Here is a 16,859-nt window from a genome sequence, read left to right on the forward strand (position 1 = left end):
CTTATATTACAGACAGACAGGTCCGGTCTTTGCTTTTAAGGACTCTGAGTGAATTTTTATTTATTGAGTCTCATTCTGAGACATCAGGGAGCATTATGAAAAAGGCCCTTATTAGCGCTATTCTCGTTTCTTCCAGTCTGGCGGCCCATGCCCAGGAACAAGGAAGCGGACTTAGTTCCGCCTACGCGTTTGGCGGCGCCTGTGCCTCACAAGGGGTCTGGACTCAGAATGCTCTTTCAGCCACTCAGAACCTGCGTAAGATCACTTTACAATTAAAAGATGATCCTAACTGTCAGGCCCTGGGGAATGCCACTCGCGCCGCTATCGACGAACTGCAAGGGCAGGTTAAAAATGTTTCTGACAGTCCAAGACGCTCGGCACGCCTTTCCCAGATCCCGGCTGAAATCGAGGCTCTGCGCACCTTTGCGACCAGCAGCCCTGAAATGAAAAACCAGGTCATGAAACTGATGATGAACAGATCCATCGAAGGGGCCACCCTTTCCGCACAGGTCGGCGCTGATAACGCCAGTACCGCCATGGCGCAAAACATGTCCAGTCGCATGGAAGACTTCGGTGAAAGAATCCAGCGCAGCACCAAAGCTGGTGTCGGTATTCTGAATAAAGTCGTCGATAGCCTGCCACAACTGGATCAGTGCCTGATGGGCGACAGCCAGCAAGTGATGGGTAATTTCCTGGCCTCCACAATTCAAGTGGCCACTGCTTTTGCCGGTTCCGGACAGGATTCCACGGGAAGCCAGATGGCGACTTTGGTTTCAAAACTGTCCAATGTCGTGCGTGAACGCAAGTTTTCCAAAGTTCTTAGAAAACTGAATGAGCAGGAATTTTTAGCATCCATGTCCTGCTTGATGGAAGTCACCAGTGAATCCTACTGTCAGGCACGCGATGCCATGAGTCTGTTCAAAGACGGCATGAATGACATTGAATGGAGACAGGAAAAAGGCACCAAGGTGGATGCGAAGAATCCGTTCCTGGGCCATTACGTACTAAATACACATATTCCAAATATCACCAAATGGATGCAGAAAATTCAAATCGGTGTGGACCCGAAACTGCCAACAGATGCGGATTTCCAAAACCGCATTCAGCAAGAGGTGGCGGACTTCTACAAAGGCCTGAAAACCCTGCTGGGAACTTACAATTCCACTTTGATGACGATCAAACAACTTCCGTCCCTGGAAGCCAAACAAAATGCCGTCGTTAAACTGGTTAAAACAATTTCTGAAGCCATGATCAATGGCGAAGGCTTCCGTGGCGAAGGTCGCACGAACTTCTTCACAATGAATAAAACCCCGCTGAAAATCCCGTTCTTCCTGATTGGTATGGATGAAGTGCCGGATCAGGTTGCCGGTAAAGCTGTGGGCATGATGCCGATTTCCTCAGATGCCTGGTTGCAGGCGCACTATATGGAACTAAAACAGTTCCAGGACCCGGTGACTCTGGCAGAAACCATCGGTCGCAATATGCAGGATTTGGGTCGTGAAGCCAATATCTCGGTTATTTCCTACTTCAGTAACTGGTATATCGTCGATAAGCAGGCTTTGGTAAATGAAGCCCTGACCGACGTGAACTACACCGTAAAAGACAGCTTGCGTGTAATCCACGATTATCTGGATATCGTGAAAGTGCGCGTGGAAAAATCCGGTGATGCTTCCGTGGTTTCCACGATCATGGATACACAGTCCCGCATCAGTCGTATTCTTAGCAGTTTTGATGAAGTGGAGCGCATTGGTAAAGGCTTTGCCTCTAAAATCAATGCTCGCAATCTAAGCGAAGAAGACATCAAGATGGCAGCCTCCGCTGCGGAAAAGCTGATCAACACTGTCTTTGATGAATTCATGGTTATGCAGGCCCGTTCCGGTTTCCTGGCAAACCGTCTGGTGAACTTCGTTTATCAGGACTATATCCAGCTTCTGAAATCTGAAGAAAACTTCACAGAGAAGCAAAAAGAGATCTTTATCCAGGCCGGTATGGCCGCTTTGGACCGCATGCTGCAAATGTACAACGGAAATCCTGCCAACATTCAGTCTGACCTGAATATGGCGCTGAAGATCAACAAAGGCAATCTGGAGGCTTTGGAAGAGCTTCTAAAAGACAGCATCATCGCCAACATCGCGACCCTAAAACGTGTCGGCGACGGTCGTACCGGCCGAATGAGCACGATGATGGATTCCACTCACCGTCTGATGCTGGACTTTATGAAGGACGACTGGGGCCTGATGACCAATCCGACCTCAGCTTTGGGAATTTACATGTACTACTTCAAACATGCCGATCGCTACCCAATGACCAGCACAGGCACGACATCGCCACAAAGTGAATTCGACGAATCGACTTACTTGCAAGCGCAACTGTGTGTGCAGGCTCTAGCCTTCAACGACCAAAGAGCTTTGAAAACGATCTGTAACGGCACTGTCCTAAAGTCCCCGTTCAAGGGGGTCACAGGCTACGATATGTCTTACGATCAGCGCCTGAACAGCCACTTGAAAGACAAAGGCATCACCAAACAAATGCAACAGTCTTTGAACCACTCGGAACGCATCTGCGCCTTCCGCGATTTCAACCGTAAGAATATGGTGCTGTTCATGTCGATTAATAAAAAATAGGATTTGCAAGGCCCCCGGTAAAACCGCAGGGCCTGCGGAATTGATTCAAAATAAAAAGGACTGCCAAAGTGGGCGAAAACTGGCTGCTCTTCTGATGCGTTTAAGAGTATAAATTTAAGGCCGCGTGGAAATATAGAATTCTTCCACGACCAGTTGCGGGTCACGGTTGGCGCCGAAGGCTTGTTCCACTTGCAAAGCCTTTTGCACAAGCCTTAGCAGATACTGACGATCCAGTTCAGCCAGGGACTTGATCAACGGCGCCTGATCCAGATTCACGATCTGGGCCTTTGCACCCTCTTGCAAACAGATGGCGTCTTTCACAAAGCCGATCCAATAGGAGATCATGCGCTGCCCCTGGGCACGGTCTTTAAATTCGGTACGCCATAATTCATTCAGCAGAAAATCACTGTCCTGAATGAACAAAGTCAGAATCTCGACCGCTTTTTCGCGCACTTCCTGTTCGGGGCCTTCTTGCAATTGCGCCAGTTTTTCAAAACTGCCACCGGCAGCCTTCAAAGCCCATGTCGGTGCCTTCACCTTTTTCCCCAGCTCTTCCTGAGTCAATGGACGGAACTGCACAATGCGGGAACGCGAACGAATGGTCGGCAGAATCCCAGCCACACTCGGAGCAATCAGGAAAAAGAACGTGCCTTCCGGTGGTTCTTCCAAAGTTTTCAGCAATGAATTTGCAGCCTGTGGGTTCAGGGTCTGTGCCTGATCAATAATGATCACACGATTGCCGGTCAGACTTTTTAAGCTCAGGAATTCCAGAACCTCTTTGGCCTGTTCCATTTTAATATTCGCACCCGAAGGAACAATAACCTTCAGGCCCTCATGGCTGCCTTGAGACATACGGAAGCAGGAAGGACACTTGCCACAGCCCCGCTTGCTGGAAGGACACAGTAAAGCTTGTGCAAACCCCATGGCGGTCAGTTTTTTACCGATACCGCCGGGACCGACAAATAAAAAAGTCTGGCCCGGTCTTCCGTTTTCGAAAGACTCCACCATCTTTTTGATTGTCTCCTGATGTCCCAGGACGAAATCGAGCATACGTGCCACAGGTTGCAATTCCTTTTAGTTCAAAATTTTTCTATCTGCCAATGCCTGAAGAAGTTGTTTGAAAAGAACTTCCGGCGTTTCACGCGCATCCAACACCAACCAGGCAGCTTCGTCAGCACGGGCTTGTTGCAGGAAGGACTGGCGCACTTTTTCATGGAAAGTGTCCGCTTCAGATTCGATGCGGTCTTCGCTTTCACCGGTCTGTGCTCCCCGGCCCTGACGACGACGACGGCTTTCTTCCACCGGAAGATCCAGCAGCACCGTCACATCAGGTTTCAAATTGCCCGTGGCAAAGTTATTAAGCATCACCACGTCAGCTTCAGAGATTTCACGACCACCACTTTGGAATGCGACTGAGCTTGCGGCAAAACGGTCACACAGAACCCACATACCTTCCGCCAGCTTCGGGCGGATCACTTGATCCACGTGCTGCGAACGGCTGGCTTCATAAAGCAGCAATTCCGTGCGCGCTGTCGGCGCTGGGCCTTCTTTGCGTAAAATCATGTGGCGGATTTCATCCCCTAGCGGAGTCCCGCCAGGTTCACGAGTGCGATGGAATTGAATGGAGCGTGTTTGCAGCTCTTTTTCCAAAGCTGCCATCAAAGAACTTTTGCCGGAGCCATCAAGCCCCTCGAATACCAGAAATTTCATTTCGCACCGCAATATCTAGTTAAAGACTGCACCGCACGCGCGGCGTCCACCCAAGTGGACTTTTTCAGATATTGCACGATAGACGTCAACAAATCGCATCGCAACAAGCTGCAATCCGCCGCGAACATCGGCGATTTGGATGCGAATAAAGCCCGGAACGACCGGAGACACTGTAATACGGATCAAAGAATGGCGTTCAAATTTGTTGGTAAAGGTCAAAAGATCAGCAAATGGCGGAGGCGGGAATCCCAAGCTTGAACTCAATCCCGACTGGAAGAACTCTGGTGAAGAAGTGCTGTACCCCGGGATCGCTGGAGGATAGAACGAACTGCCCCTCAGGGTTTCAGCCCCTTGCCTGCGTCCCATGCTGCCCCCCAGCTTTCCGACGATCCCGGCGACGGTCACCGCGGCCTTGGAGCTGTCGAAGCGCTCAGAGTTATGGAACAACTCAAACACAAAAGCCTTCTGAGTTTTATTGTAAGCCAAGCTAAAGCCCACTTCCTGTGCGCCCCCACCGCCCTTATGAAGGACACCTGCTTCAGCCACAATCCCTGCAGAAATACTTAAACCGAACTCATTGGAATCAATCACCAGCGGAGCCTGAGACCACAGCTTATAATCCAACCCACGCAAGATCGCCTGAGCCGCTTCATGACTGCGCGCCTGGAAAGAACGCTGAACACGCGTTTCCACTTCCACTTCTTTACCGACAGCCTGCTTGGCTTTTATCTTCACAAAATTCAGACCGTCACCCACAACACTGCCCGCGCCATAGACAAACTTCGTGGCGTTCAAAATACGAGCGGCATTGGTCAGGAACAACAGACGCATTTCCTGGAACTTCTTCTGACGATCCGCCGGAAGACCATCAAAAGGCTTCATCGGGTCCGCCTCTTCAATCGAGCCTCCGCGCGCCAGAATCTCGGCTTTAACCTTCTCTGGCAATTTCAGTCCCAGAGCCTCTTTCATGGCCTCTTTATCCGGGGTGGTTTCCAGCTCAAAAACCCGTTCTTTTTCACCCTCGCCCACACGAATATGCAGGCGCTCAGCCTGTTCGGCCGCCTGAGCCTTTTCCAGGGTCGTTTCGATGACCTCGGTTTCGACTGTCTCAATTGAAGACGACAGATCAGCCCACGCCGGGGCGGAAGGGGCTAAGAAAGCGGACGCCAACAATAGAGAACCAAGTAGAGTTTTCATCTTAAGGGTCGGGAGCTGCAAACCCAAGACCCGGTGTTTTGCATTGCTAACTACGTGATTCCTCTATTTTTCTCTGTTTATGCCTTAGACAGCGGGCCCAAGTCCGCTCCAGCCCCGGTTCAAGCCAGCAAAATCTGGTAGAGATTAAAACTCCACCACCCACGTTCCGGCGGAAGTTTTATTGAACTTGTACGTGATCAGAGGCTGCTCGACAGTGTCTGCCGTGCCGCCGGTCTGCTGACCGACCAGACTTAGTGCCTCGCTAAAGTTAAAACGACGACTGCGCGAGTTTTCAATCCCTCCGGCAATCTTCGCCAAAGTTCTACGCAACGACACCGGATAACTTTTCACGATCACAGTCGCCGTGGCCCGACTTTCACTTTGCAACTTCACTTCGCTGACAGAGACCTCAGATCGTTCGGTCATAAATTCCAGATAAGCTTTATTCAGCCAGTCGGACTGTTTGATATTTTCGTCAGCTTCCTGCTGCAAGAGTTCCTGAAACTTCTTTTCGCCCAATTCCTGAGCTTTCTTTTCAATTTTTCCCTCTTGAGAAGTGCAGCCCCCAAGAAGCACAAAAAACAGGCAGAAAATCGCAACGCTGATCTTTTTCATAGACTCTATGGTGACCGGGAAGCTGCTGAGACTCAATATGTCCATGACTATATGCATTAAGTCGTTGGGATTGGGTCACTTTGGGGTGGACGAAAACCTTCAATATCCATATATTTGGGGGTCTTTGGGAGATTACAGAAAATGACTACATTTATCGGCGTTTTGCATATCATCGTTGCTCTCGTTTTGATCGTTTTGGTTTTGATCCAAGACTCTAAAAGTGACGGGGCTTTGGGCATGGGTGGTTCCAGCGGCTCTAACTCTTTGTTGGGTGCAACTGGCGCACAATCTTTGGCTGGTAAAATGACAGTTTGGGCTGCAATCATCTTCGCAGTGACTTGTCTGGCTTTGGCTACAATGACTTCTTCCAAAACTAAATCTGTTGTTGATAGCCTTCCGCTGCCAACAGCTCCTTCTCAAGAGCATTTCCCAACTGAAGCCACTGACGCCGCGGCTGGTGCCGCTGCCGTTCCTGCTGCGACTCCTGTAGAAACGGCGACTCCTGCCGCTTCCCCTGCTGCAACTGCAGCTCCTGCTCAGAAGTAATTTTAGTACATTCCTAACGGGTTCTTCGCTATAGTTTCTCTATGGCGAAGAACAACTGGTTGATTCCATCTCTGATTATCATTGGCGTTATAAGCGTCGCCCTTTCTCTCTTCATCGCATCACAAACTGAAAAGAACAAACCTGGCGCCCGGCCTCTGGCTCGTCTTGAACTGAATTTGGGGAAAGTCTTTGTTCTTCGCAACAACATGACTTCTAAGGAAACGCTGACTCGTAAATCAACCCTGTTTGCTTTGGATTCTGTTGAAACCAGTGTCGATGGCGATGCCACGATGGAATTTGATTCCGCTTATCGCATTCGTATTCTGGAAAACTCCCTGATCACCCTGGATGAGGAAAACGAGCGCATTGTTCTGGTCATCAAGCGTGGCGATGTGCAGGTGGAAAACTACGGACGCGAAGGCAGTGTCTATGTTTCCAAGGACGGTGTGCGCTGGACGGCCACCGACTATGAAATGAACTATAAGAAACAAGCCCCGGTAGAGACTCTTCCGGATCTGGCTCCGGCAGAAACCGGAGTTCCTGCCGCCCCTGCCACCAAAGCCGAGGGTCTGACTTCGGAGTTTATTCAGGACACCCTGCGCACGCATCGCAATTCCTTCTTTAAGTGCTATACACAATTGCTGCAAAAAACCCCAGGTGTGGTGGGACAGGTTTCCATCAGCTTCACGATTGAAAAAACCGGCAAGGTTCATCAAGCTGACATTGCCAGCAGCAATCTGAATGATCCGGGGTTCAAAAAATGTCTGTTGGAGGCCATTCGCAGAGTCGAGTTTAAAACCTTCGGCGGCGATCCTATCTCCACCGTCTTCCCACTGCGCTTTGAATAGTTCTATTGTTTGAATAAGGTCATCAACATGATCGGCCCGGTCGGCCAGTACATCAGAAGCGATGGTGTATAAAATATCGCCCGGCGAAGCTCGTGCTGTTCGATCTTTCGACCATCCGGCCAGACAATAAACTGATTTCCATAAAAGGCCACATCACCCAGCTCGGAATCAGTATGAATCACATAGGATTCCCCCATATCCGCATGAGACACCGACACTTCACGGACTTGCAAAGGCGTCCGGGCCTTCAACGTCACCCAGCGGACCGCCTCACTGCCGGGGTCGTGCCCACAAGGACGATCGGCTGTTATTGAAGTCACCACCACAAAATCACCGCTATAATTGGATCTGTGTAAAATCAGGCAGACGTCTTCACTGACGGTGAAATGCTTTCCAGTGGCCGGAAAGAAAATCGCGCTGTGCTGTTTTTTCAGATAGTACAGCGGAGCCAGAACCACCAGCAACAACACCGCGCAAAGCAGATATTTCCGCCCCCATTTGAGCGCGGCATAGATCACGAACAAAACAAACGGAAGAGCCAGGAAGATGTCCGAGAACCCCAGATTAACCGTTCCACCATAGACAAACAGACCGGCAAGGGCGAAAACCCAGGGACGCAAAGATTTTGGCAAACGCTCCAGTAACTTCAAAACATGCACCTATCTGTAATCGTGGATGTAATCAATACGATCCGGAATCCACGGCTCATGCACACCTTCCATTTCATAGACATGCCCTTCGTCCACCAGCTTTTCTTTTAGTGGTGCAACGCTGGGTTCATAGGAGGAATGCAGCAGACCTTTTTCAATAAAGAACGGACGAATTTCCAAATAAGCTCTTTCACCCAGCACCCCCCGGCGCATGAATTCGTCAAAGCTTTTCATCAGTTCTTCCGGAGTATAACCGTAATTATAAACCATGTCCTGAATCACACTATAGATGGCTTCCAAATTCAGGCGATGATCCTGATACAGGTCCAAGGCCACCTGGAACGTGTTGTATGTCGCCAAAGTACGACGACCAAATTTAAGATAATAATCCGGGTCCGTGTCGGTCGCGAGATTGATATAGATCTTTTCAACCGGATCGTTTTCAGGAATCTGTGCCTGCAGTTCCAGAATCGTATTCACCTGTTCGCCGGTGACATTGAGTTTTTCCAGAATCGAACGAATATCGCTCGGCCCCAGACGACGCGAACAAATATCAGAATACAGATTGTAGATGATCGCGTCTGTTTCACTGTCATCGCCCCAGCAGATCTGTCGAACCGTTTCCCCCAGACGAGTGCGCAGTTGCAACAGGGCTTGCAACTTATACCCCACCTGCTTGGTCAGGCGCCAGAAGCGGCCCGGACGAAGATTGGCCAGATTGTCCTTATAGAAACAGCCGAACGGGCGAATATTATCCAGCGCGAATTTTTCGGAAATACGCTCTTCCATCTGCGGAGGTGACGCCGTGATGAAATAGATCGGAAAATACATGTAGCCTTTTTGCTGTTTGCGGAACTCGGATAAAGATTGCAGCAGAACATTGGTGCCCGGAATGTTTTTCTTATTCAGAGCTCGTTCCAGAATGGTCGTCATCAACCCCGACAAGGAATCAATGGTCGTATCCAGATAAGTCTTATCAAGATCCCACAAAAAGACCTCTTCATGACTTTTCTCCATCCCTTCGGAAACATACCGAAAGAACACCACATCCCCATTCATCTCACTACGATCACGCCAATCCGCCATACCAAGATTCTGAAGCAGCCAGCGTCAAAGGGCCAGCCAAAAAAAGTGGAAGAGCGGCTTGTCAAAAAGGTCCATATGCAAGGCGGAGGCGAGCCCTCGCAGCGCAGGCGTGCTCCAAGCACGCAGTCAGATGGGCCTTTTTCACAAGCCGCGGCTAACAGCCGGTGGTGTTGACTGGCTCCGCCATCTGGCGGCATCTTACTTGAGCTTTAGAGCACTTCACGCGCAGGTGGAAGTGATTGTGGTGGTCTTTTTCAGAGATCAGACGACGCAGCGTTTGCGCCGCCAGGCTTTGCATATCACCTTTTTTAAGTTCTCCGGTGGCAATCGCATGTTCACACAGGGCCTTTTTTAAAGTGCCATGGATAAAGATACGGTCGATCAACTGAGTGTTAACAACCTCTTTAAAAAGCTTCCATTGCTGCTTCATCATCCAGTTCGCATGAGGTTTATTGATGGTCACAGCAGAGGTGAATGCTCCCTGCAAATTCTTATTGTCGAAATAGAACGCCACGTCCGCATCCAAACCATTGGTGTGGGATTTATGACGACCCAGCTTTCCACCCTTTTCACGGGACAAGTCACCGATGGACATCTGATAACCCGGCAGATCCTTTTTCGTGATATTTGCCATTTGCACGATGATGTAAGCCAGTTCATTGGTGGCAAAGTGAGTTTTGCGCTCGGGACGAATCACATGGAACCCGGAGGGCTGATGATTTTGTTCATACACCAGCATATTCGCCGCATTTTCCAAGCGTCCCGCATTCACGGCCCCAATAGCCTGACTGACTTTGTTAATAGCCGGTCCGGCCGCCGGAGTTTCCTTTTTGGGTTCTTCCTTGGGAGCTTGCTTTGGTTCTTCTTTTTTTGAATCGTCTTTTTTAGGCTCCTCTTTCTTAGGCTCTTCCTTTTTAGGCGGAGCTGTTTTTGGCTCCTCTTTTTTAGGAGGGTCCTTCTTTGGAGGAGTTTCTGTTTTCGGCGGATCTTTTTTAGGCTCTTCCTTACGCGGCGGAGTCTCTGTCTTTGGCAGATCTTTCTTCGGCTCCTGCTGCTTTGGTTCTTCCTTCTTAGGCTCTTCTTTTTTCGGTTCTTCTTTTTTTACTTCCGGTTTTTTTACTTCCAGGATTTTTTCGATGTCGTCAGCAACATCACCCACGTAACGGCCTGGCTCACCTTCCACGTCGTCAGAACCACCTTCGGTTTCCAACTCTTCGTCAGGAACCTGTTCTTCGTCGGGATCAGCCGCAGTCAGATCATCCTGAATGGATTCCACCTGATGGTGATAAACGATGTCATTGTGATACACGTAAATATCAATGAAAGAAGAACGGCAATCGCCAGATTCACTTAAACACGTGGCTTTGGCTGCCACTTTCAAGGCCTCGGACTGGGCCTCTACCGGGTTCAAGGGTTTTAAAGCGATAAAGCCATGGGCATCCAGAATACCCGCCAGATTCAGATCCACAGTTTGCACAGTCTTGCTGCGCACAGGAAGAAATTCCACACGGCCCTTTAAAGTCATGCCTTTGGTGGCCGGGTCAAAGTTGACACTCACATCCTGAACGCGGGTGGAACCGCGAACAACCTTGTATCCGTCTTCATCCTGAATATTGGGCTGGGCAGGTTCATAAGTGGTTTTTACTTCAGAGCCCTGCTCACGGGAATCCGGCGCACAACCGGTGGTCATCATAACGAAGGAAACTAAAATGGTGAGTGTCTTTGTAAAGTACTTCATCCTACCGGACATGCTGCAAGAAGCATGTCGCCGGAGGTGCACCTTCTGTATTGAAATTAAACAGTGCCTGCTACTTCAGGACTGTCGAAGTTTTTGATAGATAGGACGTGAATTGTTCCCGTAATTCCCGGCTGCCCAATTCATAAAGATCACCATGATGCCCGCCCGGGATCACCCATAGCTCTTTAGGGGCGGCGGCTTCTGCAAACATCCTGTGAGTATTTTCCGGCTCAACGGCCTTGTCGTCAGATCCAGTGATAAACAGCATCGGAATCGGTGAAAAATCGCTTAAGGATTTCGGCGCATAACTATCACTTAAAACCAGATAAGTGATCGGCTGCAAAGGCCAGGTCCACCAACGACGACTTAAAACATCGCGGCCCATGCCTTTGTAAGAACGGAAACTGGCTTCAATCACGATATTGCGAACCGGAATACGATCCTTGATTTCTTCTGTCGCTTTCAAAGCCACAATACCGCCCAAACTGTGACCGTAAATAATCAACGGCCGGGAATCCTTTTTCTGGTGCAGCCACTCCGCAGCGGCTATCCCCGCTTCGACGGTGTTTTCAGGAGTGGGCTGTCCATCAGAAAGCCCATAGCCAGGATAATCAAAAATAAAATAGTTGTAGCCCTGAGCGGGCAGCCAGTGAAACATCAAAAAATGCGATGTGATGTTTTCAGCATTACCGTGGAAAAACAGCAAGGTGCCCCGACTGTCTTTCTGTGCAGAGGCAAAATACCAACCATGAACTGTGTTGCCTGATTGAGTTTTCAGAAAAACATCCTCCGGCTGCATTTTCACTTTGGCCGGATCAAAAAGTTTTTCTTTCATGGGATAGTAAAAGAACGACTGACAGCCCGTCAGAGATAACGTCGCGATGCATCCGAAAAAGAAACGGCGAAGCCCGGAAAACTTTGTCATACTGGAATCATGAAACGATTTGAACATCAATGGCAAGACTATAAGTGGGTGGACTGCGAAGCTCCTTCGCAGAACGATCTTTTAAAGCTGGCGGAAGAGTTTCCCATTCCGCTGAATGCCCTGATGACCTGTCTGGACCCGGAACATCTGCCGTCATGCACGTTCTTTGAAAAATCCTGTTTCATTATTCTGCGTCACCACGATGTCACAGCAAAACCCAAGGCCGGCACAATCCAGTCATTGACCACCAAAATCGCTTTTTTCATTGGTCGTGATTTTGTTCTGACCATCCACCGCATGCCTCTGGAATGTATCAGCATCAAAAAGGACAAGGTAGCTTTTGAACAGCTTCCCCTGCTGACGCTGGTCAAGTCCCTGTGTATGCAGACTGTAAAAAGCTTTGATGCCCCTTTGGATGAACTTGATGCCAAAACCGACATTATCGAAGAACGCGTTTTCACTCTTAAGCGTCGTAGCATTCTGCGTGAAGGTTATCAGATCAAACGCAAGGCCTCGTCCTATCGCAAAATTTTTAAGTTCACGATGGATGTTTTCAACAAGGTCCACCTGCATGATGAATTGCCGTTAAGGGATCTGCAACAAGTCCGGGAGCCGCTGGAAAAACTTAGCTTCTTTGCCGATGATATTTACGAGGAAATCACCGGACTTTTGAATTTGCATCTGTCTCTGATGTCACAGAAAACCAATGAAGCCTCTTACCGCACCAATGAAGTGATGCGGGTTCTGACTGTGTTTTCAATCTTCTTCCTGCCTTTGAATTTCATTGCCGGAATTTACGGAATGAACTTTGAAAATATGCCGGAACTGCGCCAGCCGAATGGTTATTACGCCACGCTGGCATTTATGCTCTTTGTGATTATCGGCATCACCTACTGGATCTACAAAAAAGGCTGGCTGAAAAAGGACGAACTCTAATAATTATTAGGTCCGAGCTCTTGCCTGCACAAAGGAATAGAAAAAGACCGCGTTCGGATCATTGGCCACGCGGGCCATTTCGTCCTTCATTCCCTGCACCACTTCTTCCGAAATACACTTCGCCGCCACCAGTTGTTCACTGGCACTCAGCAATAGCTCTGTCCAATACTCAATGCAGTCCTTGCGCGCCTGCGGATAACGATTGTCCAGAAACCACGTTTTGATTTCCGTGTGAATATCATGATACCCCAGTTGCATCAGGAAATTCCCCAGCTTTGCCCCAACAAACGGGTCTCCCCGCTGTTCTAACTGGTATTCATTGAAGGCCATCCAGTACTTCCATACGTTCGGAGAATAAGGATCTAAAAAGAACGACGCATTCATCACTTCTGTGACATAGACTACAGAGCCCGGCCGCAGAACTCTGCGCACTTCAGAAAGGACACGAATCGGGTCCGGAACGTGTTCCAAAATCCAGCACAGAAACGCCCCGTCGAAAGAGTTCGCCTGAAACTTCATGGCTGTGGCATCCATTTCCTGCAAGTGGAAACGCCCCTGAGCAAACGGCAGATTGGAAAGTCTTTGCTGAGCTGCCGCCAGCTGTTTGGTGCTGCGATCAATACCACTCAACTGCAAGTCGGGAAATCGACGCAAAAGGATTTCACTTTGTGCCCCGACTCCACAGCCGACTTCCAGCAAATCCTTTACATTGGATAAATTGATATTTTGATATACCGTATGTTCACCAAAGCGTGCTTGTTTGCGCAGGCGATCCTGTTCTTCTGTGGTGAACCCGTGCAGATATGGAAAATCAGCCATTAGACACCTCAGTAGTAATTAAATAGCTGTAGGCTGCTTTCCTCAAGGAATCTCTGGTTACGGTACGCAGCGCGAAGCCCCCAAGTCTTACTAATGCTCCATTGCGTCTGAACCTGAGTTTTCAAATAGTCCTGACGGTCCCATGATGAGTCGCGGCGGTACTGCGCCAAAGCCTCTACCGACCAATAGGAGTTTATCTGATAGTGCAAATCCACCAACGGACCTGCGCCACCCCACAAATTGTTTTCTGACAGCGTAGCCCCATAATGCGCTTCCCCCTGAAGCTGAGCCGTCAGATCAAACTTCCCAAGACCAAAAGTCCACCCGTATCCCAAACGAACCACAGCTTCGTGGACAGGATTGAAATTTTCATTCTGAGTGCGTTCCAGCCCCAACTTGAATCTCCACGAATTCTCCGGAAACAAGGATGTCCATTCGCTGGCAGAGATCAATTCAAACGCCGAGAAGTTTTCCAGATCAAACTTTTTAAGGTCCGGTTCGGAATACGATTCTCCATAAGAAAAATCCAGATCAAAAAAAGAAATCTGTGAATAGCGTGGATAACCCCAAGCCGGGTCCAGACGGTCATGCAAAGCAAAGCGATGAGACAGCAAAACAAAATCCCGATCTGCGGTGTCGTGCTTTGCCCCGATCCCCCAACGCCCCGAAGGATGCGCCAGATGCGGTTGTTCTTCCGGTGGTGGCGTGATGGTCACAGCTTCCGGAGCCAGATCAATTTCACTGCGCTTCCCCAGAACACGCATCTTAAGCTGCCCTTCGCGTCCCGCTTCCTGCACTTCTTTGCTGTAACGGAAATCAATAAAGTCGATAAAGGCATCCAGTACACGCGCCTGTGCTGCTGCCGGACTTTTTAAAAACGCTTCAGAATAAACAATTTCATCCTGCACAGTCAGTTGATGCGCCAGTTGTGACAGTTGATCTTTTTCACCGTCAGTCAGACGATTCCAGCGCACAAAGAAAACCTCGCGTACAGAAGGACGGTAGGAAACCGATTTTACCAGATCCGTCTTGGTCCAAAGAACCCGCACCGTGTCCGCCGGAATCACGTACTGGTCCAGCTTGTCCAAAACATCCACTGTCGGATCGGAGGCCTCCAGAATGCTCAGCATGTGATAAGAACAGTTTTCCGTCAGATACCAGTAGTCAATCTGGGCCGGCCCCAGTTCCCAGACGTGCGCAACCAGCATCGTCACCGCTTCGGGGCCCAGACGCAGTTCGTACTGCCACAGATCGCGGGATTCCGCATTGTTGTATTCGCGTACTTTATAGTAGTACGGAATCGCGCGGAAGGTGCCCGGGAACATCCCGAACAACCCCTTAAAGCCATACAGAAAAGCATTGTTGGTGTCGGTGTCTGCGGCATAGTTCAGACCATAATCCAAAAGCTCATGGCGCTGACCATCCTTTTCAGAGGGTTTTTTATTAATTCGCAGGAAGGTGTGACCGAAAGCCGATGAAGGATTGTTCATGTAGTAACTGGAAAACACCAGTGAAACAGATTCCCCCTGAAGACCGTTGGCAAAAGCTTCATAGCGTTCACAAAACTGATCGGGCCATTGAATCCTCAGATCCTTTAACTTTTCCTTCAGCCAGCGATAACGCGCCGGAAATCGACATTGAGCCCGGTCATTGACGTCACTGGCTTCGCCGCGGAAAAAATTCTGAGCTGTGGCTTCCAGTTCTGCAACCGGATCTTTTTTACCCACGGGCGAATAAAAAAATGAAGCGCTGTCGATTTGACTTTCGCGCACATGAAAGAAATCTTTTTCAAAGTGCAAAAGCTTATGCCACTGACGTTCGTTCCCGAGCTTGCGTTCACGAATGGCTTTTAATACCAAATCCCAGTCGGCAGATGCAGAAAAGGCCTCTTGCGAGGCCCCAAAAATCAAAACAAAAGCTATGAAAATCCAACGCATAAACCCATCTTTGTGGGTTCATGCACTTTTATCAAGCCTTCTTTTTCTTCTTCCACCAGTAATATGTTCCGGTGAAATAGAACACCAAAGGCAGGATGCCGGACACAAACACCAGGAATCTTCCCAGCTCTCCCCAGAAATCACCGACATGCCAGGCGCGTTGCAAGTCGCCAAACTTTTTCTTAAAATCACGATCCTTCACAAGCTTCGTATTTAAGAGTTCTCCCGACCCCAGATCCCACTCCCAGCCGCTGATGCCATGCTTCTGATCACGTGCCAGGCCCATCAACTTGTTGTCTTTCAAATCAATGCGGAACTGCGCAATCTGATCTTCCTCCAACAATGACGAAAGCGCTGGCTGCACCACCGTGAAAGACAAAGCCTGCTGATGCGCAGGACCACCGCCACCCGGTCCGCCTCCGCCGCCGGGCCCCCGTGGGAAGAACCAGTCCGGACGCGCCAGATAAATGCCAGAGAACGTCACGATACACATCAGGATCAAGGAATAAAAACCCAGGAACTTGTGAAGCTCCAGATTAAACCCAAGGAAAGATCTTTGCTTGTTATAACGAAGGCTGCGCTTCCAGCTTTTCCCCTGACGTGGCCACCACAGGTACAATCCCCCCAAAAGCAGAATCATGCTTAAAACACCAGTCACAGCGACAATCGTTCGACCCGTCCCACCCGAAAACAGATCGTGATGGAAAACAAAGAAGAAGCCGCCCAAAGTTTCCTTGAACACTTCGGAGCCTTTGAATTCAAAAGTCGCAGCATCCACATAGGCAGTTACAAAACGGCGCTTTTGTTCCCCTTTGGGAACATTAAACATGATGCGATGATTGTAGCGGGAATCTTCAGAGGCAATCGTCATGCGCAATGGATTGGAATCCACTCCCAACCCCTGACGGGCGCTTTGAACGATTTTATCCATGTCAGGCACCACCGGTGCCGCAGAAGACAGTTTCAAGTCAGGCTTAATCAAAGCATCAATTTCTTCGGTATAAACCAGATAGCTGCCGGTCAGTCCCAAAAGGACAAAGTGAATCCCGACGATAATCCCCAGCCAGCGGTGAGTCCATAACATGAACTTGTGAACGAATCTTTTCATGGCCACTGGATAGCGTCTTCATACGAAATATACAACTTAGTGACCTTATTAGTTCATCAATGGAGGGATTTTGAAAATCTAATGAAAAACAGTTCGCGGAAAATAAAAAAACGCAGTGGG

The 16,859-nt window shown here is 49.3% G+C and carries 15 protein-coding genes; 4 read left to right on the plus strand and 11 right to left on the minus strand.

Going from position 1 to position 16,859, the window contains the following annotated elements; all coding sequences use genetic code 11:
• The first annotated feature begins 95 nt into the window (after positions 1-95).
• The gene (locus tag EZJ49_RS02885; protein ID WP_262554170.1) at positions 96-2,624 is read left to right on the plus strand and encodes a hypothetical protein; all 2,529 of its coding nucleotides are present in this window, start codon (positions 96-98) and stop codon (positions 2,622-2,624) included.
• A 114-nt stretch (positions 2,625-2,738) separates the two neighbouring features.
• Here EZJ49_RS02885 and EZJ49_RS02890 read toward each other — a convergent pair whose 3' ends face one another.
• The 4 genes from EZJ49_RS02890 to EZJ49_RS02905 form a co-directional block, all read right to left on the minus strand.
• Positions 2,739-3,674: a DNA polymerase III subunit delta' gene (locus EZJ49_RS02890; RefSeq protein WP_262554171.1), complete on the minus strand. Its 936-nt coding sequence runs from the start codon at positions 3,672-3,674 to the stop codon at positions 2,739-2,741.
• Between the two features lie 24 nt (positions 3,675-3,698).
• Complete coding sequence (tmk, locus tag EZJ49_RS02895; RefSeq protein ID WP_262554173.1) at positions 3,699-4,334, minus strand: dTMP kinase; 636 nt, start codon at positions 4,332-4,334, stop codon at positions 3,699-3,701.
• A gap of 15 nt (positions 4,335-4,349) precedes the next feature.
• A complete protein-coding gene (locus EZJ49_RS02900; protein ID WP_262554175.1) occupies positions 4,350-5,531 on the minus strand; it encodes a hypothetical protein in 1,182 nt (393 codons plus the stop codon).
• Positions 5,532-5,675: 144 nt separating this feature from the next.
• On the minus strand, positions 5,676-6,146 hold the full coding sequence (locus tag EZJ49_RS02905; RefSeq protein WP_262554177.1) for a hypothetical protein: 471 nt from the start codon (positions 6,144-6,146) through the stop codon (positions 5,676-5,678).
• A gap of 141 nt (positions 6,147-6,287) precedes the next feature.
• On the opposite strand from EZJ49_RS02905, the gene secG reads away from it, so the two are divergent.
• Together secG and EZJ49_RS02915 are read left to right on the plus strand one after the other, a co-directional pair.
• A complete protein-coding gene (secG, locus tag EZJ49_RS02910) occupies positions 6,288-6,692 on the plus strand; it encodes a preprotein translocase subunit SecG (RefSeq protein WP_262554178.1) in 405 nt (134 codons plus the stop codon).
• A gap of 41 nt (positions 6,693-6,733) precedes the next feature.
• The gene (locus tag EZJ49_RS02915) at positions 6,734-7,540 is read left to right on the plus strand and encodes an AgmX/PglI C-terminal domain-containing protein (RefSeq protein ID WP_262554180.1); all 807 of its coding nucleotides are present in this window, start codon (positions 6,734-6,736) and stop codon (positions 7,538-7,540) included.
• A gap of 2 nt (positions 7,541-7,542) precedes the next feature.
• Here EZJ49_RS02915 and EZJ49_RS02920 read toward each other — a convergent pair whose 3' ends face one another.
• The 4 genes from EZJ49_RS02920 to EZJ49_RS02935 form a co-directional block, all read right to left on the minus strand.
• The gene (locus tag EZJ49_RS02920; RefSeq protein ID WP_262554181.1) at positions 7,543-8,190 is read right to left on the minus strand and encodes a hypothetical protein; all 648 of its coding nucleotides are present in this window, start codon (positions 8,188-8,190) and stop codon (positions 7,543-7,545) included.
• A 9-nt stretch (positions 8,191-8,199) separates the two neighbouring features.
• Positions 8,200-9,276, minus strand: coding sequence for a phosphatase domain-containing protein (locus EZJ49_RS02925; protein ID WP_262554182.1), 1,077 nt, complete (start codon positions 9,274-9,276; stop codon positions 8,200-8,202).
• Between the two features lie 154 nt (positions 9,277-9,430).
• On the minus strand, positions 9,431-11,014 hold the full coding sequence (locus EZJ49_RS02930) for a penicillin-insensitive murein endopeptidase (RefSeq protein ID WP_262554184.1): 1,584 nt from the start codon (positions 11,012-11,014) through the stop codon (positions 9,431-9,433).
• Between the two features lie 70 nt (positions 11,015-11,084).
• On the minus strand, positions 11,085-11,939 hold the full coding sequence (locus tag EZJ49_RS02935; protein ID WP_262554186.1) for an alpha/beta hydrolase: 855 nt from the start codon (positions 11,937-11,939) through the stop codon (positions 11,085-11,087).
• Between the two features lie 9 nt (positions 11,940-11,948).
• Between EZJ49_RS02935 and EZJ49_RS02940 the strand changes: the two genes are divergently transcribed.
• The gene (locus tag EZJ49_RS02940) at positions 11,949-12,875 is read left to right on the plus strand and encodes a CorA family divalent cation transporter (RefSeq protein WP_262554188.1); all 927 of its coding nucleotides are present in this window, start codon (positions 11,949-11,951) and stop codon (positions 12,873-12,875) included.
• A gap of 6 nt (positions 12,876-12,881) precedes the next feature.
• On the opposite strand, the gene EZJ49_RS02945 is transcribed toward EZJ49_RS02940, so the two are convergent.
• From EZJ49_RS02945 to EZJ49_RS02955, 3 genes are read right to left on the minus strand one after another with little or no spacing between them, the layout of a single operon-like run.
• A complete protein-coding gene (locus EZJ49_RS02945; RefSeq protein WP_262554190.1) occupies positions 12,882-13,694 on the minus strand; it encodes a class I SAM-dependent methyltransferase in 813 nt (270 codons plus the stop codon).
• Between the two features lie 8 nt (positions 13,695-13,702).
• Positions 13,703-15,631: a DUF4105 domain-containing protein gene (locus EZJ49_RS02950; RefSeq protein WP_262554191.1), complete on the minus strand. Its 1,929-nt coding sequence runs from the start codon at positions 15,629-15,631 to the stop codon at positions 13,703-13,705.
• Positions 15,632-15,662: 31 nt separating this feature from the next.
• On the minus strand, positions 15,663-16,739 hold the full coding sequence (locus tag EZJ49_RS02955) for a PepSY-associated TM helix domain-containing protein (protein WP_262554193.1): 1,077 nt from the start codon (positions 16,737-16,739) through the stop codon (positions 15,663-15,665).
• Positions 16,740-16,859: the final 120 nt, after the last annotated feature.

It is taken from the genome of Bdellovibrio bacteriovorus, assembly GCF_025558485.1.
Taxonomy (GTDB): Bacteria; Bdellovibrionota; Bdellovibrionia; order Bdellovibrionales; family Bdellovibrionaceae; genus Bdellovibrio; species Bdellovibrio bacteriovorus_G.

Excerpts from the sequence above, each read along its gene's own strand:
- EZJ49_RS02890 (WP_262554171.1), bottom strand. The coding sequence starts at position 3,674 with ATGCTCGATTTCGTCCTGGGACATCAGGAGACAATCAAAAAGATGGTG.
- EZJ49_RS02915 (WP_262554180.1), top strand. The coding sequence starts at position 6,734 with ATGGCGAAGAACAACTGGTTGATTCCATCTCTGATTATCATTGGCGTT.
- tmk (WP_262554173.1), bottom strand. The coding sequence starts at position 4,334 with ATGAAATTTCTGGTATTCGAGGGGCTTGATGGCTCCGGCAAAAGTTCT.
- EZJ49_RS02905 (WP_262554177.1), bottom strand. The coding sequence starts at position 6,146 with ATGAAAAAGATCAGCGTTGCGATTTTCTGCCTGTTTTTTGTGCTTCTT.
- EZJ49_RS02950 (WP_262554191.1), bottom strand. The coding sequence starts at position 15,631 with ATGCGTTGGATTTTCATAGCTTTTGTTTTGATTTTTGGGGCCTCGCAA.
- EZJ49_RS02900 (WP_262554175.1), bottom strand. The coding sequence starts at position 5,531 with ATGAAAACTCTACTTGGTTCTCTATTGTTGGCGTCCGCTTTCTTAGCC.
- EZJ49_RS02955 (WP_262554193.1), bottom strand. The coding sequence starts at position 16,739 with ATGAAAAGATTCGTTCACAAGTTCATGTTATGGACTCACCGCTGGCTG.
- EZJ49_RS02945 (WP_262554190.1), bottom strand. The coding sequence starts at position 13,694 with ATGGCTGATTTTCCATATCTGCACGGGTTCACCACAGAAGAACAGGAT.
- EZJ49_RS02930 (WP_262554184.1), bottom strand. The coding sequence starts at position 11,014 with ATGAAGTACTTTACAAAGACACTCACCATTTTAGTTTCCTTCGTTATG.
- EZJ49_RS02935 (WP_262554186.1), bottom strand. The coding sequence starts at position 11,939 with ATGACAAAGTTTTCCGGGCTTCGCCGTTTCTTTTTCGGATGCATCGCG.
- EZJ49_RS02925 (WP_262554182.1), bottom strand. The coding sequence starts at position 9,276 with ATGGCGGATTGGCGTGATCGTAGTGAGATGAATGGGGATGTGGTGTTC.
- secG (WP_262554178.1), top strand. The coding sequence starts at position 6,288 with ATGACTACATTTATCGGCGTTTTGCATATCATCGTTGCTCTCGTTTTG.
- EZJ49_RS02940 (WP_262554188.1), top strand. The coding sequence starts at position 11,949 with ATGAAACGATTTGAACATCAATGGCAAGACTATAAGTGGGTGGACTGC.
- EZJ49_RS02885 (WP_262554170.1), top strand. The coding sequence starts at position 96 with ATGAAAAAGGCCCTTATTAGCGCTATTCTCGTTTCTTCCAGTCTGGCG.